The 25541-nt window shown below is 50.0% G+C and carries 20 protein-coding genes; 13 read left to right on the top strand and 7 right to left on the bottom strand.

What is annotated here, in order from left to right:
- Nucleotides 1-2 precede the first annotated feature (2 nt).
- Together ACDJ59_RS01080 and ACDJ59_RS01085 are read left to right on the top strand one after the other, a co-directional pair.
- Entirely contained in the window at nucleotides 3-755 is a 753-nt protein-coding gene (locus ACDJ59_RS01080; RefSeq protein ID WP_036605802.1) for an ABC transporter ATP-binding protein, read from the top strand.
- Nucleotides 756-757: 2 nt separating this feature from the next.
- Complete coding sequence (locus ACDJ59_RS01085; RefSeq protein ID WP_413407337.1) at nucleotides 758-1975, top strand: ABC transporter permease; 1218 nt, start codon at nucleotides 758-760, stop codon at nucleotides 1973-1975.
- Between the two features lie 169 nt (nucleotides 1976-2144).
- Here the strand turns inward: ACDJ59_RS01085 and ACDJ59_RS01090 are convergent, their stop codons facing one another.
- From ACDJ59_RS01090 to ACDJ59_RS01100, 3 genes are all read right to left on the bottom strand, one after another.
- Nucleotides 2145-2273, bottom strand: coding sequence for a hypothetical protein (locus tag ACDJ59_RS01090; protein ID WP_017692471.1), 129 nt, complete (start codon nucleotides 2271-2273; stop codon nucleotides 2145-2147).
- A 265-nt stretch (nucleotides 2274-2538) separates the two neighbouring features.
- Nucleotides 2539-3837 (bottom strand): aminotransferase class I/II-fold pyridoxal phosphate-dependent enzyme, encoded by a 1299-nt coding sequence (locus ACDJ59_RS01095; protein WP_105601251.1) that lies wholly within the window; start codon nucleotides 3835-3837, stop codon nucleotides 2539-2541.
- Nucleotides 3838-4015: 178 nt separating this feature from the next.
- Nucleotides 4016-4633, bottom strand: coding sequence for a pyridoxamine 5'-phosphate oxidase family protein (locus tag ACDJ59_RS01100; protein WP_413407338.1), 618 nt, complete (start codon nucleotides 4631-4633; stop codon nucleotides 4016-4018).
- 152 nt (nucleotides 4634-4785) lie between these two features.
- Here ACDJ59_RS01100 and ACDJ59_RS01105 point away from each other — a divergent pair, with 152 nt between their 5' ends.
- Nucleotides 4786-6246: a PLP-dependent aminotransferase family protein gene (locus ACDJ59_RS01105; protein ID WP_413407339.1), complete on the top strand. Its 1461-nt coding sequence runs from the start codon at nucleotides 4786-4788 to the stop codon at nucleotides 6244-6246.
- A 178-nt stretch (nucleotides 6247-6424) separates the two neighbouring features.
- Nucleotides 6425-7210, top strand: coding sequence for an AraC family transcriptional regulator (locus tag ACDJ59_RS01110; RefSeq protein WP_036605807.1), 786 nt, complete (start codon nucleotides 6425-6427; stop codon nucleotides 7208-7210).
- Nucleotides 7211-7557: 347 nt separating this feature from the next.
- On the opposite strand, the gene asd is transcribed toward ACDJ59_RS01110, so the two are convergent.
- Both asd and ACDJ59_RS01120 read right to left on the bottom strand, forming a co-directional pair.
- Nucleotides 7558-8349 carry an archaetidylserine decarboxylase gene (gene asd / locus ACDJ59_RS01115; RefSeq protein ID WP_413407340.1) on the bottom strand — a complete coding sequence of 264 codons (792 nt, stop codon included), beginning with the start codon at nucleotides 8347-8349 and terminating at the stop codon, nucleotides 7558-7560.
- A gap of 85 nt (nucleotides 8350-8434) precedes the next feature.
- The gene (locus tag ACDJ59_RS01120) at nucleotides 8435-9646 is read right to left on the bottom strand and encodes a YheC/YheD family protein (RefSeq protein WP_413407341.1); all 1212 of its coding nucleotides are present in this window, start codon (nucleotides 9644-9646) and stop codon (nucleotides 8435-8437) included.
- Between the two features lie 26 nt (nucleotides 9647-9672).
- On the opposite strand from ACDJ59_RS01120, the gene ACDJ59_RS01125 reads away from it, so the two are divergent.
- Together ACDJ59_RS01125 and ACDJ59_RS01130 are read left to right on the top strand one after the other, a co-directional pair.
- Nucleotides 9673-9828: a hypothetical protein gene (locus ACDJ59_RS01125; protein ID WP_413407342.1), complete on the top strand. Its 156-nt coding sequence runs from the start codon at nucleotides 9673-9675 to the stop codon at nucleotides 9826-9828.
- Between the two features lie 253 nt (nucleotides 9829-10081).
- Complete coding sequence (locus ACDJ59_RS01130; RefSeq protein WP_413407343.1) at nucleotides 10082-15295, top strand: WIAG-tail domain; 5214 nt, start codon at nucleotides 10082-10084, stop codon at nucleotides 15293-15295.
- 170 nt (nucleotides 15296-15465) lie between these two features.
- Here the strand turns inward: ACDJ59_RS01130 and ACDJ59_RS01135 are convergent, their stop codons facing one another.
- Together ACDJ59_RS01135 and ACDJ59_RS01140 are read right to left on the bottom strand one after the other, a co-directional pair.
- Nucleotides 15466-17031 carry a M4 family metallopeptidase gene (locus ACDJ59_RS01135; RefSeq protein WP_413407344.1) on the bottom strand — a complete coding sequence of 522 codons (1566 nt, stop codon included), beginning with the start codon at nucleotides 17029-17031 and terminating at the stop codon, nucleotides 15466-15468.
- Nucleotides 17032-17076: 45 nt separating this feature from the next.
- Nucleotides 17077-17349, bottom strand: a complete 273-nt coding sequence (locus tag ACDJ59_RS01140) for a hypothetical protein (protein WP_143781469.1) — start codon at nucleotides 17347-17349, stop codon at nucleotides 17077-17079.
- Nucleotides 17350-17790: 441 nt separating this feature from the next.
- On the opposite strand from ACDJ59_RS01140, the gene ACDJ59_RS01145 reads away from it, so the two are divergent.
- The 7 genes from ACDJ59_RS01145 (at nucleotide 17791) to ACDJ59_RS01175 (ending at nucleotide 25382) form a co-directional block, all read left to right on the top strand.
- Complete coding sequence (locus ACDJ59_RS01145) at nucleotides 17791-18756, top strand: glycosyltransferase family 2 protein (RefSeq protein ID WP_413407345.1); 966 nt, start codon at nucleotides 17791-17793, stop codon at nucleotides 18754-18756.
- A gap of 41 nt (nucleotides 18757-18797) precedes the next feature.
- Nucleotides 18798-19910: a glycosyltransferase family A protein gene (locus tag ACDJ59_RS01150; protein ID WP_413407346.1), complete on the top strand. Its 1113-nt coding sequence runs from the start codon at nucleotides 18798-18800 to the stop codon at nucleotides 19908-19910.
- The gene (locus tag ACDJ59_RS01155; protein ID WP_413407347.1) at nucleotides 19910-20683 is read left to right on the top strand and encodes a glycosyltransferase family 2 protein; all 774 of its coding nucleotides are present in this window, start codon (nucleotides 19910-19912) and stop codon (nucleotides 20681-20683) included. The genes ACDJ59_RS01150 and ACDJ59_RS01155 overlap by 1 nt, the downstream gene beginning before the upstream one ends.
- Nucleotides 20680-21411: a sugar phosphate nucleotidyltransferase gene (locus tag ACDJ59_RS01160; protein WP_074096322.1), complete on the top strand. Its 732-nt coding sequence runs from the start codon at nucleotides 20680-20682 to the stop codon at nucleotides 21409-21411. The genes ACDJ59_RS01155 and ACDJ59_RS01160 overlap by 4 nt, the downstream gene beginning before the upstream one ends.
- 899 nt (nucleotides 21412-22310) lie before the next feature.
- A complete protein-coding gene (locus ACDJ59_RS01165; protein ID WP_413409686.1) occupies nucleotides 22311-22958 on the top strand; it encodes a GT-D fold domain-containing glycosyltransferase in 648 nt (215 codons plus the stop codon).
- A gap of 66 nt (nucleotides 22959-23024) precedes the next feature.
- Entirely contained in the window at nucleotides 23025-24752 is a 1728-nt protein-coding gene (locus ACDJ59_RS01170; RefSeq protein ID WP_413407348.1) for a glycosyltransferase family 2 protein, read from the top strand.
- Between the two features lie 351 nt (nucleotides 24753-25103).
- Nucleotides 25104-25382, top strand: a complete 279-nt coding sequence (locus ACDJ59_RS01175) for a glutaredoxin family protein (protein ID WP_413407349.1) — start codon at nucleotides 25104-25106, stop codon at nucleotides 25380-25382.
- Nucleotides 25383-25541: the final 159 nt, after the last annotated feature.

A 25541-nucleotide genomic window follows, 5' to 3' on the forward strand; every position in this document is an offset into this window, starting at 1 on the left:
AGATGGAAAACGTTCAATCGCCTGTTCTGCAAATCAGCGGGTTAAGCGGAGGTTATAGTGCCAAACGCCCGGTCCTTCACGGCATCGATCTGGAAGTTGGACGTGGAGAGATGGTCGGACTAATCGGCTTAAACGGTGCTGGCAAAAGCACAACCATGAAACATATCCTCGGCTTGATGACCCCTCAACAGGGCGAAGTGCGAGTGATGGGCAAGAAGCGGGACGAGGATGCGCAGATCTACCAATCGGCTATGGCATTTGTACCGGAATCACCCGAACTGTATGATGAGATGACGGTGATGGAGCACCTGGAGTTTACGGCAAGAGCGTACAATGTGTCGGAGGCTGATTTCAAACAACGTACGGAGAAACTGCTGGAACTGTTCCGTATGAATGAGAAAAGTACAAGTCTGTCGACTCACCTGTCCAAGGGGATGAGACAAAAAGTCATGATCATGTGTGCTTTTGTGGCCGGACCACCACTGTACATCATTGATGAGCCTTTCCTGGGGTTGGACCCGCTGGGTATCCGTTCCTTGCTTGATTTTATGCTGGAGATGAAAGCTTCGGGATCATCCATCCTGCTCAGTTCACACATTCTGTCCACGATTGAAAATTACTGTGACCGTTTTATCGTTCTGCACCGTGGGCAGGTTATTGCTCAAGGGACGCTGAATGAACTGCGCTCCCAATTCGGGGAATCGGATGCCACGCTGGAGCACATGTTCTATTCCCTCGTACAAGGCAGGGATTGAGCATGGATCTCAAGCTGCTATGGAAGCAAAGACGCACAGGATTCTGGAACGGAATTCTTCCTTATCTGGGTTATGTGATCCAGAGTGGTGTAGCGATGGTCTTTTTATTTCTCGTCATTGCGTTCTCCGCCTGGTATACATCGTTTGTTCAGAATATTCCGGCGGAATTTCCGATTCGCTGGATTGCATTGCTGCTGCTGGCACCGCTAGTGCTGTTTAGCAGTTATCGTACATATCTGCTTCCGGCAGATATTGTGTTCCTAAGACCACAGGAATACCGGATGCAGGAATATTTGAAGAACAGCTTTGCCCGGGGCATCATCTATAAAACTCTGGGCTTGCTGCTTGTGTTTGTTACACTGTGGCCCCTCTATGTCAGAGCAGATCTGGATGCACGGCCATTTGGCTGGTTCATCGTGTTCCTGCTGCTGTGGAAAGGGTTGTCCAGTTATGGAGCATGGCAAGAGCTAAGAATGGTTCAGGTCGGTGCGGCAAGAGGATATCGTCTCTTCCGATGGGCTCTGTCAGTGCTGGCGGTTGGCGCTTGGCTGTGGCAGCCACCGCAGCGCAGCGTCTGGTTCCTGCTGTTGCTGGCTGTTGTCTACATCGTCGCCTTGCGTATACCGGTGAAACATCGTGTTGCGTGGGAACGACTGATTCAGGTAGAGCAGGGTCAGGCTGGCAGGGTTATGCGGACACTTGGCTGGTTTGTGGATGTACCTTCATCCGGCCAGAAAGTAAGTTCGCGTCGCTGGCTTAGCAAATGGGGGAGCGGTCTTCCCTGGAATGCAGGGAAAGCTTACCGATATCTGATTACCAAAACGTTTATTCGAACCGAAGTGTTCTCAATCGTGTTACGCCTAGTTGTACTGGGCATGTTACTATCCTGGTGGACAGCAGGCAGCTACTTTGGTGTAGGGGTGTATCTGTTCTTCCTGTTGCTTGCAGGTGTTCAGTTAGGTGCGCTGCGTCGCAGTCATAGTGAGTCGTTCTGGATTATGATCTATCCAATCTCGGGTGAGAGTCGTCGTTCTCAGGTGTTGGGATTCATATTCCATCTACATGCACTGGCTGCATTGCTCATGTGGTTGCCTATGTTGGCTGCCGGAGCAAGTGGACTGACTGTCACCGGAGCAGCACTTATTTTGGGTATACTGGTGATTGTGATCATGCGGCGTTCGCAAGGTAACAAGTGGTTGAAGGAAGAAGAGGACGAGTAAACGATCGGACACCTGACCAACTCGGATTATTACATTGGGCTCATCAGTGAGAGGTACAAAAGATAACAAAAGAAGGGTATTCCGGGCTGTGTCCCGGAATACCCTTCTTTGTGCTGTAATGGAATCTTGCAATCAGATCACTTGGTTCTCGCGCAAGTGTGTATTGGTACTAACAGAGGAACGATTTAGTGATAATCACGAGCAAGATGAACAGAACGAGAATGGCACCTGTGTTTGTAAATCCTCCGCCGTAACCGCCGCATCCATAACCGCCTCTTGTATCTTCAACTCCAGACATGGTCATTCCCCTTTCAAGTGGTTGTTTGGCACGCCCTTGCGTACATCGTATATTATGTGCCGTGGGGGTAGGCTGATTGGGCCGATGCCCGGTAAAGCCAGAAATTAAAGCTTTTGGGCTGATAAAACACAAAAGAACCCTTTGTATATTCAGTGACATGAAGCGTCGCCGTTATACAAAGGGTTCTTATATCATTCAGGGTACAGACATGATCCTGTTTCCCCTGATCTACTGAGATTTTTTTAACTTTGTTACGGTATTTAAACTAAGTCGTCCGCAGATCCTGAACTCCACGATAGATCGTTTCATACAGATCTTCCAATCCGGATTCTTCAATACAGGAGAAAGCGATTCGAAGATCCGATTCACCCAGCGCGATTGTACCCACACCATATTTGTGCAGCAAATGGCTTCGAAGTTCTTCAGCGCCAACTTCTTTTAGCTTCAGGCACATGAAGTAACCGGAGTTGAACGGATAATAGTCCCATGCATCTCCATACTTGCCGCTATCGAGAATGGCTTTTACCTTATTGGCGCGGCCTTTCATAATCTCGAACTTCTCCTGTTTCTGTGCTTCAAACTCCGGTGCCTTGAGCGCATCCAGTACAAAAGTCTGGGAAGGATGCGGGCCACTGGAGATCGTTGCCCGGATAATACCGAGTGTTTTTTGTTCCAATGCATGCAGAACGGCTGCATCTTCATGAGCATACGTAATGAATCCAACGCGGAAGCCCCATACAAACTCCTCCTTGGTTGCACCATCCACTTTTACGGTCAACACACGTGGATGAATGTTGGCAAGTTTGCCAAACAGGGATTCATGAATGGAATCTTCAAAGAACAGTCCAAAGTAGGCATCATCTGTTACAGCAACCACGTTAACGCCGGCTTCAGCTGCCTGAAGAATCGTGTTCACAATTGCATCTGCTTCTTCCGCTCCAGGCGTATAACCTGTTGGATTATTCGGGAAGTTGAGCAGAACGATCGCTTTACCTTTGTCCTTTTGATCAAGCAAAGCCTGAAGCAGACCATCACTGTTGAAGTTCAACTGATCATCGAACAGGGGATAATGAACCAACTGGCCATGACGACGAATTCCGAAGGTCAGCTCGTAATTTTCCCAGTTTTTATCCGGATATATGACAGCGTCCCCTTCATCGGCGAACAGGTCGGCTACGATACTTAGTCCATGGGTTAATGCATTGGTTACAATTGGATTTCCAAACGTTTTGCCTTTCAGGGAAGGCGTTTCCTTCAGCATCTTGTCTCTCCAGACGGTCCGCAATTCAGGTTTGCCTGCAGGTGGAGCGTAAGGATACAGATCCTTTGGCTGGAATGCAGACAGCTTCTCCTGAATAACCTGAAGATGCATCGGCACACCACCCTCCAGGGCGATACCAATCGTGGCATTATGGGTCTTGGCCAAGCTTGCTGCTTCAGCAGATTGACTCAAGATCCCTTCTTTAGGAAAATAAATTTCTTTGCCAAGCTGTGACAGCATGGAGTAGACGTGACTGCTGCCTGTCTGAATACTTTCGTTCAACTGTTCAGCCAGTGGATTCATTCTTTTCATCCTTCCAAGTCTTTGTGATTCAACTGCCTAACATTATATCACCTTGACATGCCCCCGTCACGGAAATTACGCAATATGACAGTTATATCACTTTACCGCGTTGTTGCGGAGGGTTTTCGGGTGGGTTATCGTTGTATTCGACCTTGGAGTAATCCTCAAGAAATGAAACTTATTGCTGATGAAATGGACAGTATTTCCGCATCATTTCAGCAGTTTCGGCATCTCGTCCCTCATTGCGTTGTTCCAGTTGACTACTGATATGATCGAATCGTTCACTGGAGAGATTTTGTCCGAATTTAAACTTGGCGCTGATTCGTTCTGGCACGATTCTTACAACGGCTACAGCTTTGAGGTTTCCTGTGTAACGCGAGTCAGTAGCATCAATGGATACATATCCGCCTTGCGGCTGGAGTTTCTCCATGAATCGTTGTAATACCTTACCTTTGATGTCCAGATCTTTAACCGGTTCAGCCTGACCAAAGGCCATAACACTTTTGAAGAAAGAAGTCGCCGGACAAGCAAGCTCAGGATCACTGAAATAGGATGGAATCAGGGAGAACTCTTCAGCCACCGTGAAACTGACCGACGAATCCTTTTTGATCTGTTTCATCTTCTCACCAGCCAGACTGCCGTGAAAATAAAAGCAACCGTCCATATATACGAAATTCAGCGGTGTAACCCGTGGTTGTCCGTCCGGGCTGACCGTTCCCAGAAACCCGAAGGAGCACTGATCCAGAAATGCGGTAATCTCTTGTTCTTCATCTACTGTGAATTCTTTCCGTCTCATGTGTATTCCCCCATCATTGACTGTATAATAGAACGCCATATCTTATGGATAACAATAGTTCATACATTGACAATGAAATAGATCCAATTTACATTCACTTTAGTAGGCCAATTAGTCAGGGATCATAGATGAAGACAAATGAAGAGAGGTGCATGATGGAATTGTGGCTGCCGATGGATACCTATGAACTTCAGCATCGATACAAATATGAGGCACTGTACCATGCGTTACGTGATGCCATTCATGCAGGCACATTGGTGGGAGGCACGCGGCTTCCTTCCACCCGTGAGTTGGCAAAGCAATATGAGATGTCACGTGGTTCGGTAGCTCAGGTATACGACATGCTGCTTGCGGATGGTTATGTCCATGCACATCGTGGAAGAGGTACATTTGTCACCGAAACATTATCCACTCAGGAAAATGAAAAACAGGAAGCCGTTCTCAAGTTGTCTCCCTGGGGCGAACGAGTACAGAGGTTGAATACACAACATGAAATCCTGCGGACTCAGATGTCTTCACCGAAGGCGTCCGTCATTAACTTTCAAATGCAGCGCATGCCTGCCGAACATTTCCCGTTAGGGGAGTGGAAGAGTGCACTCGCTGCGGTTCATCGCAGTGGTTGGCGAGAATCAAGCGGTGTAGCCGGTGATCCGGAGCTGCGTGAGGCCATCGCCTCCCATCTCAGATGGACACGTGGTATTCAGGCTGAACCATCTCAGATTGTATTGTTCAGCGGTTCAATGCAAGGCATAACCCTTCTATCCCAGCTGTTGATCGCAGAGGGGGCAGCAGTTGTATTAGAGAATCCGGGGTATCCGGGCATCGCTCATGCCGTCAAGTCCTGTGGTGGGCATATCATCCCGGCAGAGCTGGATGCCGCAGGCATTATTCCTCAGCCTTGGGAGGCACAGACGTTATTTGTCACCCCTACCCGGCAGTTTCCAACAGGGGCCGTGCTGGGATTGGACAGAAGACGTGCCTTGCTTGCGTGGGCCTCAAAGCGGAATGCGGTCATCATTGAAGATGATTATGACAGTGAATTCCGATGGGGCGGAAGACCAATTGAGCCCCTCAAAGTGCTTGATCGTGAACAGCGTGTCGTCTACGTCGGTTCATTCTCACAAACGATGGTTGCTTCGTTCCGACTTGGCTACGCTGTCCTGCCACCTGGTCTGGTAGAACCTCTGCTTGCCGCCAAGGCGTTGTATGAACCGGTACCTCCCGCACTGCTGGAGCAGCGCGCACTGGCGAAGTTTATGACCCGAGGAGGTTACCTGAGGCACTTACGACGGTTAACCCGGTTATATGGGGAACGGCATGATTTTTTTGTGCGAGAAATGGAACTACAGTTGCCGGAAGCATTCACGATGCAACTTGGTGATGCAGGACTGCATATCTATGCTACCTGGAATGGCGATGTGGACAGTTATCAGCGATTTAAAAAGCTTGCTGAGGAGGATGGCATATTGTTCCGTGATGCAGAGCGATATCGGCTGACTTCAGGTCATCCGGCGGCCTGCTTTGCTTTTGCACATCTGGAGAAAGAAGAGATAACAGAGGGAATCCGGCGAATGCGGCTAGCCTGGGAGAAGTGCACATTTTCGTTTCGGTGAATTCCGCTGTATAATGGGATAAGACATTTCGCTCCTGTAGGAGCAGAGATTATATATGAGCAAGTTGTATTTAATCATGCAAGATACTGAAATACATATGGCCTGGATTGAAGAAGTGAGATTCAGATCAGAAGGATGCCATATGCAGAGAGATTAACTATCAAGGGGGAGTGGCGACATGCTGCAGGCATCGCCGTCATCATTTGTTATTTTGCCCGCTGTCGCCAAAATTGTCTGTGAACCGGGCTGGAAGTGGCAGAAACGGGAAAAACCGATGCAAAACTATGATTTATTTTATGTATGGAGTGGTGAAGGAACGCTTGTACTGAATGACCAGTCGTATGAAGTTGGCAAGGGTAGTTGTTTTTTGTTCAGGCCAGGAGATCATCCTACTGCAACACATAATAAGCAAAAACCGTTGGTACTTACGTATATTCACTTTGATGTGGACGTGCCTGTTGCTGACGTTCCCCAGTCCTATCGCGAGGTACAGGAAACGGTGGAGTTTGAGCACTTGCTGGCACGTTATGTAAGACTGTTCTTATCGGATGTGTACGGACGTGATGAAGAGAGTCGATTGATTCTGAAACAATTGATGATTCATTTGCTGCGCGCCGATACGGAAGAACCTGTGGAGAAAAAGGTAAGCAACCAGTTGTCCGATGTCATCCAGGAGGTCGCCAATTATGTGCGTCAGCATCCGGGAATTACGCATCGGGTGGAAGATCTGGCTGCGCGGGCTGGCTTATCGCCCCGATACTTCTCGATTAAGTTCAAGGAACTGGTGGGATCATCGGTGCAATCTTATATTATCCGCATGCGTATTGAACGGGCGGAACATCTGCTGGTGCATACCGGCATGAATGTGACCGAAGTGGCGGATGCTCTGGGCTACCGGGATATTTTCTTCTTCAGTCGTCAGTTCAAGCAGTATACCGGCAAAAGCCCGTCCGAGATTCGTTAAAATTCTGATGAGAAAAACAGGAAACCGTTTCAAGTCTGGAATGCAAGGGTAATTATCTAGCATTCCAGATGACCAAAAGGGGGAACTTGTGATGAACGGAAAACGTCGGGTCCGCAACCGGGGATGCTCTACGAAGGGATGCAATATTTTCCGGAACCGTCTGCGTCGCTTCAAACCGGCAGAGGACTTGCAAGATGTGTGGTTTTGAGGAGAACTCAGCAGACCAATAACGACGGAGCGAAGCTTCGTATTGCATGTATATATGGATGAATATGAATTCATAAAGAGGATGGCGCAATACCTGGTTACAGGTGCTGCGCCATCCTCTTTATTTGCGTATGGACTCATTAGGTCTTCGGTTTCAAACGACCAAGCAATGCTCCCATTTTGACCGAATCGCCTAGCTGTAAGCCCGGGTTTGGTTCGAATGTGCCACTCTGCGTCAGTAGAACAACCGTGGAACCGAATTCAAAATAGGCCAGATCATCGCCTTGTGCCCAGGTACTTGTGTCCGTATCAGCATATTGTATGCTACTCACGTTCATCGCACCTACTTTGACAACCGCCACTTCACCGTAATCGTGTGCGATATACGTAATGAGCCGTTCGTTTCGACTAAGCACGGATCTCATATGGGTCAGGCCAAAGTCATTCACGGGATAAACTTTGCCCTTGATGTGTTCGCTCTCTATTTTGCGGCCGCTGACAGGTGCATGAATGCGGTGATAGTCGCGAGGGCTGAGATAGAGGACGAACCCGTACCCGTGCTTGTACTTCTCCAGATGGGGAGAATGGTTTAATAATTCAGCAAGTGTATAATTTTGTCCCTTAACATTCAGGAGTGTCCCTGCAGATATTGGACCGGCTGCCGTAATCCTGGCATCTACCGGGCTGATCAGTGCATGCTCTGAAAGTTCCAACGGGCGCATGCCCGGCTTTAATTTGCGGGTAAAGAAATCGTTCAGTGAACGGTATTCCTTCCAGTCTTTCTCGGCCTCCTGAACAGGGATGTCGTAGGTCCGGACAAAATAAGGGATAAATGCCTTACTTCCCCGGCTTTTGGAGAAGGCTCCCACGGTCCGGGAGATCCATTTGCGCGAAGAAAGCTCGGTCATTAATCGCAACAGCGTTTTTGCCATGAATATCCCCCTTAGGGTTAATGCGAACTTCAAGGCCGGCAAGACCGGCCGTTCTGCATAATATTGACACAGAATGCACACGAAATCAATATAGTCTCCTATCGTATGTCTGCGGTTGTCTCGGAATTCTCGAATTCTGTTCCAGCAGCAGACGCCCATAAGCCATCGGTTTGCTGTACGTTGCCTTCCAGTGTTCCGACATTCCCGCCTTGCGAAAACCGTAACGCTGATCCCGTCCATTGCATTCAATAAAATAGATCTGGCCGCTGCGCGTTATCCCGAGATCAAGACCCAGATCAGCCAGATGTGGCAGACTGGCCGCCAGGTTCTGGGCAATTCGAAGTGCAACGAGTCCGATTCTGTATTCCAGTCGAGCCAGGTCGAAGCCAGATTCCCCTAATCCAAGGGCCTCTGCGAGCTTCATGACTTTACCGCCCTGGGCGATATTGCTGACAAACGTATGGGCAGGAGCCGCTTTGGCAAACATGCCTGTTATTCCCCAAAGACCATCGCTGCCCCGTTGTACAGATACCCGCAAATCTACCGGCCTGCCCTCATAACGTACCAGTGGGATACGCTCTTCAATGAGGTAGGCATGGCGAAAGATCCGCCTTAGGGTGGCGGAAGGAAGCTGTCCTTTGCTCAATCGGAAGGTAGCCCACCCTTTGCGTGCCGCCTTCGTCTCACAGGTTAGTTTCCACTGTCCATCTCGCTCAAAGACTCGCATAATCCCATGACCGATGCTACCGCTGCATGGTTTGATGACGAGGTCATCATATTGTTCCATCATATAGGCCAGAGACTCTGGCGTAGCTTTGACTGCACGGGGCAGGTGTTCTCGCAAGGCGAGGTCCTGATGAAGCATGTCATGAATGTGATCTTTACGGTACCGGTTGCGAACATTGAATACCTGGATACCCTGCAACATCAGCTTGGTGATCTGATGCTGTTCCGTCCGGCGAAGCTGGAGTGAGCGGTTATGAATGACGGAGGGCAGTGGCATGCGCTCGCGAACATATCTGCCTTCTTTTTTAACATAGGCAAGACATGTTTTTTGATCCGAATCGATATCTTCCAGCCTCAAAAAGCAGGGAGTTAATCCATAACTGGCCGCTGCCTGTTCATAATTCGCGAGTGATTCCTGACCGGTCCTTCCGGCCGGTATCCCCCGGTACATGCGTGAATCGAACATAATGCCGATCGTTTCTTGGAGCATGACCGTTCCTCCTTCGATGTTATCGCGACCATGGATCGTCCATTCATGGAATGCCGGCCTGTCACCGCATGGCTCAGACATCGCGATAACGCAGACCGGTGTGTAAGATGCATCGCCAAGCACTAGTGCTTGCTCAGGGCGTGTCTAAAACTCCGAAGGAAGCAGGTTTTGCCGAATTTTCGTTCCAAGCTAAGGAAGTTTTCCGCAGGCGTGCCGGGGCACGTCAAGTGAAAGTGACACAGCAGGGGGCGAAAAGACGTTGAAAGATGCACTTCAGCGAGTTTTCAGACACGACCTAGATATAATATCCTATGACATGAATGGGACGGGGGCGTGGACAGCCGCCTTTCCTCTGCTGCCCTGACACGCCTATTTCCACGAAGATCATCGAATCTTCCTGTCTTGACGCCTGTACATCCGTACTCTGGAATCCGCAAAAGTCATAAATGAAGTGGCAGATGCCCATATGGAAGCATATGATGCCGGAGACGAACGTTAGAGGAAGGAGCAAGCTGCATGAGTAAAAATGGCAAAAAGAAGGTTCCGACGCCGAAACTGCGGCATGTGAGCCCGAAATACAAGGAATTGGAACTGACTGATCGCCGGGCAGACAAGATGAACTCAGGTTTCACTGTGAATAGGGAAGAACGCTTGAATACCAATAAAAGGGACTCAAGGGCTGTTCAAGAGTCGGAAGAATTCCTATTCGACTCAATGGAGCTACCTGCTTCAACAAACGAGCTGGAAGAGTTGGAGATCGAAGCCGAAATCAAGCCGGAACCCGTAGAGTCTGATAGCAAGGAAATCGAGACAGAAGATAGCTCGGATAAGCAGATTCAGGTTAGCAGCGTGGCTCCGCTTGTTCTGGAAGAAGAGGTGGGTATCATCAAACAAGAAACAACAAGCAAGGATCGGCTGCAGATCCTAAACCAGAACCAGATGCCGGGTCATACCGGACATTACATCTACACGGATGACTTGAGTGAATTTGCTGTTACGGAGAGCAAGTTGGCTCCTTTCTCTGTAGATGCCTCCAAGCTGAAACCGGATGCGGTCGGCAGTGAAGCATTGCAGGATTATGCGGTGACCAGCATTCACATTGCAGACGGGGCCATTGTTTCAGCGAAACTTGCGGAAGCGTCTGTATCTGAGGAGCACCTGATTGACGGTTCTGTGTCTGGTCACAAAATACGAAATGCTTCTATTGCAGGTGAGAAAATCAGAGATGGCAGTATTACTTCTCAGAAGCTTGGCAACCAGGCCATCGATTCGGCCAAAATTGCCGACGGTTCCATCAGCACAAGACATCTCAGCCGCATGCTGGTAACGGAAGAATTAATCAAAAATCATGCCGTAACTGGAGACAAGATCGCGATTAGCGGGGTGGATACAAGGCATCTCACGGGAGGAGCTGTGAATACCTCCAAACTGGCTGACGATGCAGTGACTACAACCAAAATTCGTGAAGCTGCTGTCACAGGCAGCAAAATCGAAGAACACTCCATCGAGTCTCACCATATTCAGGCAGGTGCTGTTAAACAGACACATCTGGCAGAAGGGTCTGTCGGTCGTTCACAACTATTAAATGGCAGTATTGGAAGTGACCAGATAGAGGATGGATCCATACAAACAAGACATTTAGCTGAGGGTTCATTAAGTGGAAGACATCTACTGGACGGTTCAATCGGTTCAAGCCAGATTCGAGCTCATTCCGTTGGCAAGGAGCAGATTGGCAATGGAGAAGTGGGCAGTGAGCATTTGACAGAAGGTGCAGTAACCAGCAGCAAACTGGCAGACCAGTCTGTTGGAACAGCAAAATTGCTGGAGCAGTCCATTACGGCATCCAAGATCTCTGATCAGAGCGTCATTTCTTCCAAAATTGCGGATGAAGCCGTACAGGGTAAACATCTTGCCAAAGGGTCCATTCGTGCGGAACACATTGCAAATCGGGGAATTACGCCGGTACATGTGGACAATTCCGCAATTCACTCTATTCACATTGCAAGTGGAAGCATCGAGGCAGCTCATCTATCTGCCGGAAGTGTGTCCGGAGACGCTCTTGCAGACGACGTGGTGTGTGAGCGGCATCTTGCAGAGTCGGCCGTGGGTACGTATGAATTGCAGGATGCTGCCGTTACAGACGTTAAACTCGCGGATGGAAGTGTGACAACAGAAAAGCTTGGAACGGCATCGGTGAGTAGCAGAGCGCTTGCCCCGGGAAGTGTTATATCCTCGCATCTTGCGAGTGGTGGAGTCACAGGGACACATCTGGCTCCAGGCAGCGTGGGTTCCGAGGCCCTGAGACCTTATGCAGTGAAATCGGAACACCTGACAGAACATGCCGTAGGTGTACCTCATCTTCAGCCGGGCAGTGTTGAAACGGATGCGATTGCACGGGCCGCGGTCACAACTGACAAATTGGCTATTGATAGTGTAACTTCAGCCCAGCTGGCTGGCGGGTCCATTTTTCCGCCTCATCTAACAGATCATGCGGTTACCTCTCCCAAGCTTTCACCAGAGAGTGTTGCAACAGATAAACTGGCGGATTTTGCTGTCACATCAGCTAAACTGGCAGACGGCAGCGTGACTTCTTCCAAGATTATGGCAGAGAGTATTAACGCCAAACATATTCCAGCAGGAACCATTCGCGGATATCACCTGAAGCAGCATGCCGTTTCCCTGGAACATTTGTCGGAAGAAATACGCTCGCCCGAGTTATTCGCTGATGGCAGTATTACCGGCAACAAACTTCGGCATGGCTCCATAAGTGCGGACCATTTGACAGCAGATTCGGTATCCGGGACAGAACTGCAACAGGCTGCTGTAGGTAGCGAGCACTTGCAGCCATCCGTTGTACAATCCGTCCATCTGGCTGAAGGCAGCGTGAAATCTGACCATTTGGGAACTCAAGTAGTGAGCTCACAGCATCTGAAGCCAGACATCATTCATGAGGAGCATATTGCTGAGCAGGTGGTCACATCGCATCACTTGGCACCCGGATCTGTCGAAACAGACCATCTGGCACCTTTATCCATTACAGCGGCCCACCTTCAGCCAGGTTTGATCAGTGGTTTGCATCTTCAGGCAGAGTCGACAAGTGCTGTTCACCTGCAGCAAGGAGCTGTGCATTCCCGTCATATTCAAGATGGTGAAATTCTCCCTCATCATATCCATGAACGCAGCATCGGAACGTCTCATCTGGAAGAAGAAGCGGTAAGTACGATTATTTTGCAGGATGAATCTGTAACACGCTCCAAACTAGCAACGGGTAGTGTGGATGGCAGCAAATTAGCCGCAGAAAGCGTATCGGCTACTCACATTGCCAATGAAAGTGTGCAAACCCGTCATATCCAAGAAGGCGCAATCCTTGCTGATCATATTCAAGAGTGCAGTATTGGCTCAGTTCATCTGGATGAGGAGTCTGTAAGTGAGGTTCATTTACAAAATGGATCTGTAACGAGTGCCAAACTGGCGGATGGCAGTATAAATGGCAGCAAATTGCTTGAAGGAACCGTATCGGGGATTCATATTGCATCCGAAAGCGTGCAATCCGGGCATATTCAGGCAGACGCCATTCATGCTGATCATATTCAGGAGCGGAGCATCGGCACAACCCATCTGGAGGAGGAAGCAGTAAGTGCGATTCACCTGCAAAATGGGTCTGTCATCAGTACCAAACTGGCCGACGGCAGTGTAACCGGAAGCAAGTTGATCGAAGATGCGGTGTCGGGAATCCATATCGCCTCTGAAAGTGTGCAATCCCGCCATATCCAGGCAGGAGTAATCCTTAGTGACCATATTCAGGAGCACAGCATCGGCATGCTTCACTTGGAACAGGAAGCAGTAAGTGCCATTCATCTGCAAAATGGAGCTGTGACAAGTACCAAGTTGGCCGACGGCAGTGTAACCGGCAGCAAGCTGCTTGAAGGAGCCGTATCAGATATCCACATTGCAGACGATAGTGTGCGATCCAGTAAGATTCAGGCAGGAGCCATTCATGCTGATCATATTCAAGAGCGGAGCATCGGCACAGCACATTTGGAAGAAGAATCGGTAAGTGCTATTCATTTGCAAAATGGATCTGTAACGAGTGCAAAACTGGCGGATAGCAGTATAACCGGCAGCAAGTTACTTGAAGGTACGGTATCCGGGATTCATATCGCATCAGAAAGTGTGCAATCCGAGCATATTCAGGCAGGAGCCATTCAAGCTGATCATATTCAGGAGCGAAGCATAGGCACAACCCATCTGGAAGAGGAAGCCGTAAGTGCGGTTCATCTGCAAAATGGGTCCGTAACGAGTGCCAAATTGGCTGACGGTAGCATTAGCGGCAGCAAATTGCTCGAAGATGCTGTATTGGGGAGCCATATCGCATCAGAAAGTGTGCAAACTCGCCATATCCAGGCAGGATCGATTCTTGCTGATCATATTCAGGAGCATAGCATTAGTACGTTCCATCTGGAAGAGGAAGCAATAAGTGCGGTTCATCTGCAAAATGAATCCGTAACGGGTGCTAAACTGGCTGATGGCAGTGTGAGCAGTAGTAAACTGCTTGAAGATGCGGTGTTGGATGTCCATATTGCCAATGGAAGTGTGCAATCCCGTCATATCCAAGAGAGAGCCATACATGCTGACCATATTCAGGAGCGTAGCATTGGGATCTCCCACCTCAAAGCGGAATCGGTAAGTGCGATTCACCTGCACAATGGTTCCATAACAAGTGCCAAAATGGCGGACGGCAGTGTAAACGGTAATAAATTGCTTGAAGGTGCGGTATCGGCTATCCACATGGCAGACAAAAGTGTGCAATCTCGGCATATTCAAGATGGAACGATTCATGCTGATCATATTCAAGAACGCAGTATTCGCACAACCCATCTGGAAGAGGAAGCAGTAAGCGGGGTTCATCTGCAAAATGGGTCTGTCACCAGTGCCAAATTGGCCGATGGCAGCGTGAACGGCAGCAAACTGAGTGAGCAGAGTATTACCTCTAATCATTTGAATGCGGGGATTGTAGGTCCAGCACATCTGAGCGAAGAGATATGGAATGCGATCCGTCAGTTCAGTGGAGAAACGCTGGAGCAACTGGCAGCTATCAAAAGACAAGAGGGATTGCTTCAACCAGAAAATGAAGGTGTACAGCAATCACAGCAGGTAATCGTCGAGGCAATACCTAGTGCTGGTCTGGAGCAACAACAAGAGCTGGTATCCCAAACAGATCAGCTTGGCGAACTACCGGCAGCTTTGTTCACGACAGAACAGGCAGAGCAGGAAGTTCAGGAAGATCAGGCTCAGCAACCACAGCTTGAACGGTCACAGGAGATCGCTGGAACTACGGAGTTTATGTTAAGTGAACAATCGATTACACAAGAGCATCTGTGTGATGATGCCGTGGGCAGCAACCAGTTGCAATCGGGTGCAGTTCAAGCCCAACATCTGGCCTTCCAGCCCGTTCGCAGCGTAAGTAAACAACCGGTTGTACAACAATTCGGAATGGAAGCTTTTGTACTGCCAGAGAGTGAAGTAAGCACAGAGGTAACCGTTGTTTTTGAAGAATCATTTGCTTCAGAACATTATGTGATTGTGGGCATGAGTAATGATCGGGGATTCCAGATTTCCCTGCTCTCGCAGAGTGAGGATGAAGCGGTACTTGAAGTGTCACGTACAGCAGATTGCAAGCATACGTACGGGTTGTTGTCATGGATTGCTGCGGGACCTTCGCAAGGATAGTGCAGGATTGTATCCGTAATAAACAAATGACAAAAGCGGTGTCCAGAGTTGTCCGGGACACCGCTTTTGGTTGATCTAAGCTTAATCCGTTCGGACGGTGAGGGGTGTCTGAACGTTTTGTTACCATTATGATGAGTACATTATAAGTTCAACCACATTAAAATAAGATTTTACAGGCCTACAGCTTGATACGCTTTGGTAATAGCAGTAGCTTCAGCGGAAGTTGCTCCGTACAGATCTTTGGCTGCTTGAATGGTAGCTGTTTTGGCAGCGGCAAATTTGGACGTTGGTGTCAGGTAGTTCACCAGTGTGCTGTAGAAAATCTGGATCGCTTTATCCCGACCGATTCCGGTAACAGTCACACCATTATGTGTCCCGCCTTGAGCAGCAAGGTAGTAAGCTTTGTTGATGATACCGCTGTTGGTATGGACACCGCCGTTGTCCTGTGTGCCTGTGTAGCGATCGCTGTATTTGTCAGGTTGACCGTACAATGAGGGGTTGGAGAGGGAGCGCAGTGCATCTCCTGGAATGTTAGGTGTGTAGATATCATCACCGAGCAGCCAGTTTTTGCTTTGGATCGTATTACCGAAAATATCGGCAAAGGCTTCATTGAGTGCACCTGGTTCATTGCGATATTCCAGATTGGCTGTATATTCAATAACACCATGCGTCAATTCATGGCCCACAACATCCAGATCACCAGACAGGGATCGGAACGTCGTTCCATCTCCGTCACCAAAGACAATCTGTGCCCCGTTCCAGAAGGCATTATTGTAATTGGAGCCGTAGTGCACGGTTGATCTGATCAACAATCCGCTACCATTAATACCGTTACGATTGAATTTGTTTTTGTAGAAATCATACGTAGCAGCTGCATGGGCGTGGGCATCTACACCTGCACGATCAGTCCATACATTATCCGAATCTGTGAGCAAGCTACCGGGCAGTGAGGAGCCATTGTTCGCCGTGTACGTTTGGATGCCATTGCCACGTGTGGTGTCTTTCAGTTGGAAGGTGCTGCCGGATTGGGTGGTTGTCAGGGTTTTGGTATCACCAAGCACACCTGTACCTGTTCCGGTGGCAAAATTAATGAGGTCAAACTGGGATACGATACTGCCATCCACTGCGTTAATGAAATATTTGGTCCGTAGAGGGGCTGGTTCCAGTACGTTTACTTCCGTAATGTAAACCAGATACGTCTGACCATCTTCTTCATGATGATAGATGTTCAATTCAGCTTGAGGTGTGATTTCCGCGGCGCCAAGCTCTCCAATTCGGGAGGTTGCTTCTTCGGTTGCAATCTGGATCGCGTCTTCTCCGCTGATCTCGGCTACACCATCATTCGGAATGGCCTGCTCTTCAATCGGTGGAAGATCGCCAAGTGCGGAGCTCACGGCTCCGGTTTTGTCCAGGTGCACCGTCTGTTCTGCACCATAAACCGGGATACCTTTAATATATTGTTTCAGGCGGAAGTGTCTTACGCCAGATGTATCTGTGTTTCTTTTAACAATTTTGAGCTGGGATTTCACATCGGTATTCAGAAATTGTTCCTGCTGTCCAAGATAATTAAAGATGGTGTCATCTGTTCCACTGTTCAATGGAATACCCTCCTCAGAGGCATAAGGGGCCTGAAGTGGAATGGATTGATCAGACACTGGAGCTGCAGTAGCAGAGGACACGGAAGCGAGCAAAAGAGCTCCTCCAAGAATTGTTGGCATAACTTTGGCAAATTTCATAGTAAACTCTCCCATTCTTAAACTTATTTTTTGGTTGGAAAATGTTCATGCCAGTCTCGGTTGGAATTCCGTCTGCAACTTGGGCAGCGCGGAGCGTGGGGCTAGACCTGAAGCGTGGAATGAGACAAGAAACGATTGGAACAAAATCGGCTTGGCCTTAGCTCGGGAAGTGTTAAGCACGACACCAAACAAAAAGGATAACCGTTTATTCAGTTCAACCCGAAGGTTGAATCGTCTATTGTGTTCCTCTTTCAGAAAGCCGGGGGTTGTCCAATTGCGCAGGTAGAAGATACGTTCACGGAAAACTGGGGTGTTCAATCCGGGTTTGCGTAAATGACAAAGGCAGTGTGTTCTGAACGGCATCACTCCTCTCAAGAATAGAATGTATCTGCTTAACAGGTTCTGTGAATGAGGTCATAATCTAATCAACCTAAGGTCAATAAATTGATTTAAAAAATATAAGGGAACTTATGTTCACCACAAGGTTATTTTTGTAAATAAACTGCTTGGAACGTATATTATCACAATGTAAAACTTTGGAAAAGATACAAATTTAGATTTTTGTTAAAATTGTGTCTGAAGTAGGGGAGAGGTAGCGTTTTTCACATATTTTGACGTATTTTGTCTGAAAGCGAGGCCTGTACCCTCGTGTTCACAGGGAGAACCTGCTTAGTGCAAGGACAAACGCCGTTTCCACTGGTCCACGAATACATAGAATAACGTGTACTCCCTTGGCATGCCGATGATCGAATGCGGGAGGTGAAACTGTTGCGCAAAACCCGTACCACAGCACGTTATGCAACCCGATCCAATGTGACACGAAGAAAAACAGTGCTGAAGAAACGAAGATGGAAGTCTGGACACAAAAAGGGTACAAAGGCCTATACGTTCGTTATTCCGTCCAAACAGCTGATGTCACAGGCTAAGGATGGAGTAGAGAATGGAGCGGAAAGTGGCATGAGTGATGCTCCTTCACACAGGGATGTTTCTCAGCGAACGATGCTCTCGGTCATTATCCCTGCTATGAATGAGGAGAAAAGGATTGGTGCAGTTGTACGTGAAGCGCTGCGGATATGCCGTGATGCTGAAGTGCTTGTCATTGTGAATGGTTCAACAGACGGTACGGCTAACGCAGCCAAACGTGCTGGAGCACGAGTGCTCACGTATGCAGAAGCGCTGGGGCATGATGGAGGACGAAAAGTAGGCGCTGCGGAGGCGCGCGGTCAGGTATTGTTATTTACTGATGCAGATATCCCAATTCCCGCAGAGCACCTTGCACCTTACGTGAAGGCTGTGCTGAAGGGAACGGATGTGGCGCTTAACGACTACCATGGGCCGGTCACTCATCATCCCGTTCATCCGGTAGTGGAGGCCAAACACATGTTGAACAGCATACTCGCAAGATCCGATCTCCGGGGGGCATCCATGACAGCTATTCCACATGCAATAAGCCGAAAAGGACTTGAGGTCATGGGGATATCCTCACTGGAAGTTCCGCCACTCGCACAAGCCAAGGCAGTGATCGGCGGACTTCGGGTACGCGCTGTTCATCACGTACCTGTGGGTAGAATGAATGCAGTACGAATCAAAAAGCGAAGCGGACCTGATCCGCTAAGTCAAGTGGTACTGAATGATCATATGGCAGCGATTAAGTGGATTACGGATACGCTCGGTCCCCGCGGAGGTTATACCGATCTGCAACGTGTTCGCAACCTGGCGAGGTAAGCATGTCGCATCGGATGATGCAGCATGCTGGAGGTGAGGAAATGAAGGGACGTTCAGGGGTTGTTCACCGCAGGCGGACAACAAATAGACGAACGACAGCAAGACGAACAGTAATGAACAAGCGTCATAGGAACAAGAAACATGTAGATATTCAAAAAACAAGAAGAAGCCGATCAAAGTCTGGCCAAGTAGATCTGCACTTGATGTGGAAAGCGGGGCAAGTTGCAGGAAGCGAGGCAAAGGCGAACAACACAGTATCAGAAAAACATGCACGTCTCGTATGGAATGCACACGCGGCGAATGTTGCGGAGCTAAGCAACTTCGAGCTAGCTCTGAAGGCAGGTAAGGCATTTATGCAGGGTTATGCTCAGGCCACGGGACATTCATTCCAGATCGTGCCACTACCTCTTCGTCATTCGGCTGCTGCCGTTGTCTGTGCCTGTAATGAGGAACACACACTGGGGCAGGTGTTATTGCAACTAAAGCGGTTGCCTCTGACGGATATTATTGTGGTACTGAATGGAACGACAGATGACAGTTTGAAGCAGGTACTAAGGCAGCCGGGACTTACAGTAATCTATGAACCGGATCGGGCAGGACATGATGTGGGCCGGGCACTTGGAGCCAAGATGACGGATGCGGAGACGGTACTTTTTGTGGATGGAGATATGGTGGTCTCGGCTGAACAGCTTGCACCCTTTCTGTTCGCGGTTGATCGGGGACAGGATGTGGCGTTGAATAATCTGACGTCTTTGCTGCCTGCGTTTGTAGGCCAGGATGAGGTAAGCCGGATCAAAGCATATCTGAATCGGACATTAGGCAGGGCAGATCTTGGTTCCAATTCCATGACAGCCGTGCCTCATGCATTGTCTCGTCGTATGATTCAGACCGTGAAGCCAGCATCACTGGCCGTTCCACCTAAGGCACAAAGTCTAGCTATTCAGCATGGAATGAACGTCTCGGCACCAAGTCAGGTGGATGTTATTCGTTCCAATCGGTTGCGTCCTGGTAACACGGGAAGTGGGAATGATGTCGCCAAATTGATCATCGGAGATCATCTGGAGGCACTGGCTACATTGCTGGGTACAGGTTGGAATCCAGCCCAGGCACATACACTCTCCCGTGTAGAAGTCGCTTACAGGAGGAACGCCTAATGACACTGACGAGTATGATTATCCCAACTTACAATGGGCTGGATCTGATCAGGCCCTGCATCGATGCCATACGTCAATACTCGGGCGATCCTGCGTCATATGAAATTATCGTGGTAGATAACGGTTCGACGGATGGAACGGCTGAATATTGTGCGCTGGAGCGAATTCGATTTGTAAGGTTCCCGGACAATCGGGGGTTTCCGGTAGCGTGTAACGCTGGACTTCGTGCAGCTTGCGGGGATGAGTTGTTGCTGTTGAACAATGATGTTACGGTCACGCCCCGTTGGCTGGAGAACCTGCGAACGGCTCTGTACAGTGACGCAAGTATTGGGATCACGGGTCCTGTTACGAATTATGCAAGCGGCATCCAGCAGATTAAACTGCAATTTCGGGACATGGAACATTTTCAGGAGTTGGCCAATTCCAATAATGTTGCGGATTCTTCAAGGTGGAGGGAAGTACGCCGGATCGTCGGTCTGTGCATGCTGATGAAACGAGATGTCGTGGAATCAGTTGGACTGCTTGACGAGGCATATTCTCCGGGACACTATGAGGATGACGATTATTGTTATAGAACAAGATTGCAGGGATATCGCCTGCTGGTATGTGGAGATGTTCTCGTGCATCATCAGGGAAGTGCCAGCTTCCAGAAGACTGATCCGGTAGCGTGGAAACAGCTGCTTGAGCGTAATCGTTCGATTTTTATGAACAAATGGCATGTCGATCCGCTTGAATATATGGACATATCCGATGAAGGAGGGAACGTGGAATGAAAGGTGTAATTCTTGCCGGCGGAACAGGAACTAGACTGTATCCGCTGACCCGGCTCATTAACAAACATCTGCTTCCAGTCGGTAAACATCCGATGATTATGTATGGCATCGACAGGCTCCGTCAGGCAGGCATTGATGAACTATTGATTGTGATCAACAAACATTCCGCCGGGTTATATACAGAGTATCTTGGTGGCGGAGCGGATCATGGGGTCAAGTTGACTTATCGCATTCAGGAAAAGGCAGGCGGGATTGCGGAAGCGTTGGATCTGGCGACCACTTTTATTCTTCCTGGCGAAAAATTCGTTGTGCTTCTCGGAGATAATCTCTTCAGCGATGATCTGAAGCCTTATGTGGACCGTTACATGCAGCAACCTGCTGGTACAGCGCGAGTTCTGCTCAAAGAGGTGGATGATGCACGACGTTACGGGGTGCCTGTTTTTGATCCAAAGCATCCAGAGCGAATCTCGTACATTGAGGAGAAGCCAAGCCAGCCGAAAACCTCTTATTGTGTGACGGGCATATACATGTATGATGATCATGTATTTAACCTGATTCGCAACATTGCGCCGTCTGCGCGTGGAGAACTTGAAATTACGGATGTGAATAATCACTACGCATCTGCTGGCGGACTGGAATACGATATTTTGCAGAAATATTGGAGTGATGCAGGTACATTTGAATCGCTCCAGGAAGCTGCTGTCCGTATGAAAGGACAATTGCCCTAAAATATATGCGACTGATGCTGCCGCTGTGCGGTGCCCCATGGGAGCAGAACACTCTGCGCCGGAGCTGGAAGGATGCTCCGGCGCTTTGCGCAGCGACAATCCTCGTGCATGCCAAAGGAGGGAATGGCGTGAGAGTAGTGACACGCACCGGGGCCGCTAGGGCTTCCGTGTCGGGTAAACCCCGGGGCATCCACCCGGCCGTATTTATGGGCAGTGGCACTCCGACAGCAGCAGGTACAGGGTCTGCTGGAGTCAGAGGTGTGAAGTCAGGGAAACATAGTACCCCGACCAAAGCGGGTACATCTGCCGGCTCATCGCATAAGGTCCGTGCAAGGAAAGCGAGCAGCACAGGCAGTGTTGTTGGCAGAGCAGGCAAAGCTGGCTCTGCAAGTGCGAGCAAAGCGGCAAGAGCCAGCCGCACCGGCAAAGGCAAAGCCGGCCTGCGCCGGGCCACTGCTGGGCGCAGGCCAGCATCAGCGCGGGGCAGGCGTGCCGCTGCCCGCGCCAAGCAGCGCACGGCGATGCGCCGTGCGCCCATGCCAGCACCGCAAGCCAGCACGCCACAGGCGATGCCTGCCAGCGGTGCTGGCCCCGCCCCGCGCCAGGCGACACACCCGAAGGGTGTCGCCCCCGCAGGGCGGGGAGGCGCTGCCGGCGCGAAGGCGGGCAGCGCGAAGGGCTTGCCGCCTCCGCCTGCGGAGCACACAGTGCAGGCGGAGGCCGTGCCCGGCGGCTACGCCGAGGGCTACCGCGACGGCGTATTCGCCGGCGGGGAGGCGCTGGTGGCGCAGCACATCCCGCCGGATCACATTCTGCCTGCCGTGGCGGCGGCAGATCTGATCGCAGCGGGATTCCGCCAATATGCGCCCAGCCTGGCCCGGCTGTCCAGCCCTCATGAGATGGCTGGACACATCACGGCGGCGCTGGATGCGCAGCGCCCCTTGTCTGTCGTTCGCCTCGGAGATGGCGAACTGCTCACGCTGGCAGCCGATACGGTGCTGCCAGGCCAGGAAGTGCAGGAGCTGGCACCGTTTCTGCCCTATGCAGGGGTGCCATGCTCAACGCCAGACATCCGCGCGATGCTTGCGGAAGCCATTCAGGCCGCCGACTGGGTTGGCGTGCCGATCTCGCGGGCACCGACATTCCAGGGGCTGTTATTCCCGGTGTTGCGCCACTTCGGGATCGACTGGTCCCGGCTGAAATTGACCAGCTCCACAATCAATTACAGTCTGCATCAGTCCGGCCTGGTGTTGCCCTTACTGCAAGGACGGCGGGTTCTGCTCATAGGTAGCCAGGCACCAGAGCTTGCGGCACTGCTGCATAACCGGGGGATTCATGTCACAGGCATCATTGATTCTGTGGCGGGAGTTATGGATATTCCGAGGGTGATGCAGCAAACCGCAGAACATGCTTTTGATATCGCTTTGGTGGCGGCGGGAATTCCGGCGGTCATTCTGTGTCGGCGAATTGCAGGTGAACTCGGCAAGGTCGCTCTGGATTTTGGACATTTGGCTGACAAACTGGTAACAGGAGAGCTTCAACTCTAGTGGACCGTCCGGGGGCTGGTTATGCGCGTGTTGGCCTCACGGACAAGTGGAAATGGAGGGAGCAACATGAACACACCCGATCAACAGCGCGGGGAAGGACGTCATGGTCGTAACAACAAGGTTAATGCTCGAAACGTCATCCGTCGAAATGGCAACATTCATCACAACATCACTCCAAATATCAGCACTCACAGTGACAACAGCCGCAGTGAAAACAACAGGAATGGCAGCATAAGCAGCGAAAAAAAAGCGGCCCGCCGTGCCACACAGCAAGATGTCTCGCGATCTGATATGGCAGTCCTGCATGCAGCAGGTCGCCACTCAATTCGGAAATCCAGACGTAAAGGCAAAAGCAGGCGCACACCCAAAGGTGCCAGGCTCTACAAACAGGGGTATACCAGAGGATACAACGAAGGTGTCCGCCAGGGACAGAGCTCGTTTGGTCTTGTTTTTGAAGGAGTTAGCATCATTATCCCCACGTACAATCAGCGGGAGTATGTGCTGCAATGTGTGTCGAGTATCGAAAAGCATACCCCTCCCCCCTTCGAAATCATTGTCGTGGATAATGCCTCCAAGGATGGAACTGCCGAGGCCATGCTCCGCAAAGGCGGTATGGTGAGGGTGGCTGCCCTGGATCAGAATCGCGGGTTTGCCGGAGGTGTCAATCATGGGCTGATGATGGCGAGAGGACGACATATCATCGTGCTGAACAACGATACGTTGGTTACTCCGGGCTGGCTGGATAACATGATGACTTGTCTTGCCGGTGATCCGAAGATTGGTGTGGTGGGCCCGGTGACCAACTATATTGGTGGGGATCAGCAGATTGAGGTTCCGTACCGTGAGGTAGAAGAGATGTGGCCTTTTGCCGCCACACATAATCGTCCGGATGCAGACAAACATCGAATAACCGATCGCTTGGTCGGATTCTGCTGGCTGTTCTCACGGGAGCTGCTGGAACGGGTAGGTTATCTGGACGAAGGGTACGCGGTGGGCAATTTCGAAGATGATGACTGGATCATCCGGGTGAAGCTGGCAGGATACCAACTTGCGGTAGCCGGGGATGCTTTTATCCACCACTTCGGAAGTGTCAGTATGAAAGCCTTGGGTGAGCAAGACTTTGCTGTAGTGAATAAGGATAACGAGCAGTTTTATAGCCAAAAGTGGGGAGATCCCCATGCGCTGGTTGCCGAAACCTCCCGCTTGGCTAGACAACAAACCTCTGGTACCCCATCCGGTCAACAAGAGGAGGGTGACACAAACCCAATGGATCCGCGTCAGCGAATCTCAACGCAGGGCAGCCAAGATCCGACATTACAGTTCAGACACAGTTATGACTTCTACCCGGAAGGTTCGTTCCTGTCCGATGCCAAAGGAGATGTCTATACTTTAACCGGCGGTCGGCGACGGAAGCTGAATATCCCTGTACCGCGTGGAATATCTCCTGTTCAGGTTGCCAAACCGGACCTGCTCGCCATTCCTGCCGGAGAAGCACTGATATCAGCGGGGGACGTGCAAGGATGGCCGAGGGAGTCACAACAGGTGCATACGACAGCGGTTCATGGTTCTCACCATGGCTTGGCAGAAGGAAGTATTGTTGCCGCAGTGGATGCACCCGAGATTCGATATCAGATCAGCGGAGACAAGCGGAGACGATTTGTATCGGTCTATGCGGCAGAACGTTGGGGTGTACATTCTGTGCATATTATCAGCGTGTCTGCGGACCAACTGAATGCGATGGAAGAAGGCTGGCCCATTATCGCCCCACCTCAGCTCTTGAACCCCGATCTGTAATGTCAGGCGATCTGTTTATGCGAAACAGCAGCATGATGCGGAATGGAAAATGTAGCGGTACCCTGTGTAATCGCTCTAATTCATTCCGCATCCGAATATTACATATGAGTTGGTAGCTAGACTACAAGCAGAGCGATTCATTCCTGTAAAATAAATCCATCTTTCAAATTTATAATTTAATCTTTCTATTTGGTTATAGGTTTATTCTATTAGCAGATCCATTGACGCAGGGAGGGCACAGGAGTACATTTAGAGCCATAATTCTTATTTAACAGATGGGAATTAAAGGTCTAAGGCATTCATATTCAATGGCCCAGATCTTGATCTTAAAACCAATCAGGAGGTATGTCGATGTCTTCATCTACCAAAAAAGTCGTGCTGTGGAGCAAAACAGGCTGTCATTTCTGCGGGGAAGTGAAAGCATTTCTGACAGAGCGAAACCAGCCTTTTGAGAACATTGAAGTGCAGGGTAATGACGTGCTGCGTGATGTGCTTGAAGCAAAATATGGCATTCGGCATGTACCCGTTATTGAGGTGGGAGGGGACGGCAAGTTTGAAGCTTTGCTGGAACCTGATCTGGAGAAGCTGGCTGAACTTCTGGCACGAGTGGACGAAGCGGCAGCAGTCTAACGGGAGTTGATATATACCTTTGGAGCAAGCCGTTCCGGCTGCTGCATGATGCAAGATCGCATTTGTACAGCAGCCGGAACGTTCATAAGTTATAGCTCTCTTGGGATGTAAATGGTCTTATTTACATCTTCAATGTTCATATAGAAAAAATCTATTAGT

Source organism: Paenibacillus amylolyticus, from assembly GCF_047302515.1.
GTDB lineage: Bacteria > Bacillota > Bacilli > Paenibacillales > Paenibacillaceae > Paenibacillus > Paenibacillus amylolyticus_G.

Excerpts from the sequence above, each read along its gene's own strand:
- ACDJ59_RS01080 (WP_036605802.1), top strand. The coding sequence starts at position 3 with ATGGAAAACGTTCAATCGCCTGTTCTGCAAATCAGCGGGTTAAGCGGA.
- ACDJ59_RS01085 (WP_413407337.1), top strand. The coding sequence starts at position 758 with ATGGATCTCAAGCTGCTATGGAAGCAAAGACGCACAGGATTCTGGAAC.
- ACDJ59_RS01090 (WP_017692471.1), bottom strand. The coding sequence starts at position 2,273 with ATGTCTGGAGTTGAAGATACAAGAGGCGGTTATGGATGCGGCGGTTAC.
- ACDJ59_RS01095 (WP_105601251.1), bottom strand. The coding sequence starts at position 3,837 with ATGAATCCACTGGCTGAACAGTTGAACGAAAGTATTCAGACAGGCAGC.
- ACDJ59_RS01100 (WP_413407338.1), bottom strand. The coding sequence starts at position 4,633 with ATGAGACGGAAAGAATTCACAGTAGATGAAGAACAAGAGATTACCGCA.
- ACDJ59_RS01105 (WP_413407339.1), top strand. The coding sequence starts at position 4,786 with ATGATGGAATTGTGGCTGCCGATGGATACCTATGAACTTCAGCATCGA.
- ACDJ59_RS01110 (WP_036605807.1), top strand. The coding sequence starts at position 6,425 with ATGCTGCAGGCATCGCCGTCATCATTTGTTATTTTGCCCGCTGTCGCC.
- asd (WP_413407340.1), bottom strand. The coding sequence starts at position 8,349 with ATGGCAAAAACGCTGTTGCGATTAATGACCGAGCTTTCTTCGCGCAAA.
- ACDJ59_RS01120 (WP_413407341.1), bottom strand. The coding sequence starts at position 9,646 with ATGTCTGAGCCATGCGGTGACAGGCCGGCATTCCATGAATGGACGATC.
- ACDJ59_RS01125 (WP_413407342.1), top strand. The coding sequence starts at position 9,673 with ATGCATCGCCAAGCACTAGTGCTTGCTCAGGGCGTGTCTAAAACTCCG.
- ACDJ59_RS01130 (WP_413407343.1), top strand. The coding sequence starts at position 10,082 with ATGAGTAAAAATGGCAAAAAGAAGGTTCCGACGCCGAAACTGCGGCAT.
- ACDJ59_RS01135 (WP_413407344.1), bottom strand. The coding sequence starts at position 17,031 with ATGAAATTTGCCAAAGTTATGCCAACAATTCTTGGAGGAGCTCTTTTG.
- ACDJ59_RS01150 (WP_413407346.1), top strand. The coding sequence starts at position 18,798 with ATGAAGGGACGTTCAGGGGTTGTTCACCGCAGGCGGACAACAAATAGA.
- ACDJ59_RS01155 (WP_413407347.1), top strand. The coding sequence starts at position 19,910 with ATGACACTGACGAGTATGATTATCCCAACTTACAATGGGCTGGATCTG.
- ACDJ59_RS01160 (WP_074096322.1), top strand. The coding sequence starts at position 20,680 with ATGAAAGGTGTAATTCTTGCCGGCGGAACAGGAACTAGACTGTATCCG.
- ACDJ59_RS01165 (WP_413409686.1), top strand. The coding sequence starts at position 22,311 with ATGGCTGGACACATCACGGCGGCGCTGGATGCGCAGCGCCCCTTGTCT.
- ACDJ59_RS01170 (WP_413407348.1), top strand. The coding sequence starts at position 23,025 with ATGAACACACCCGATCAACAGCGCGGGGAAGGACGTCATGGTCGTAAC.
- ACDJ59_RS01175 (WP_413407349.1), top strand. The coding sequence starts at position 25,104 with ATGTCTTCATCTACCAAAAAAGTCGTGCTGTGGAGCAAAACAGGCTGT.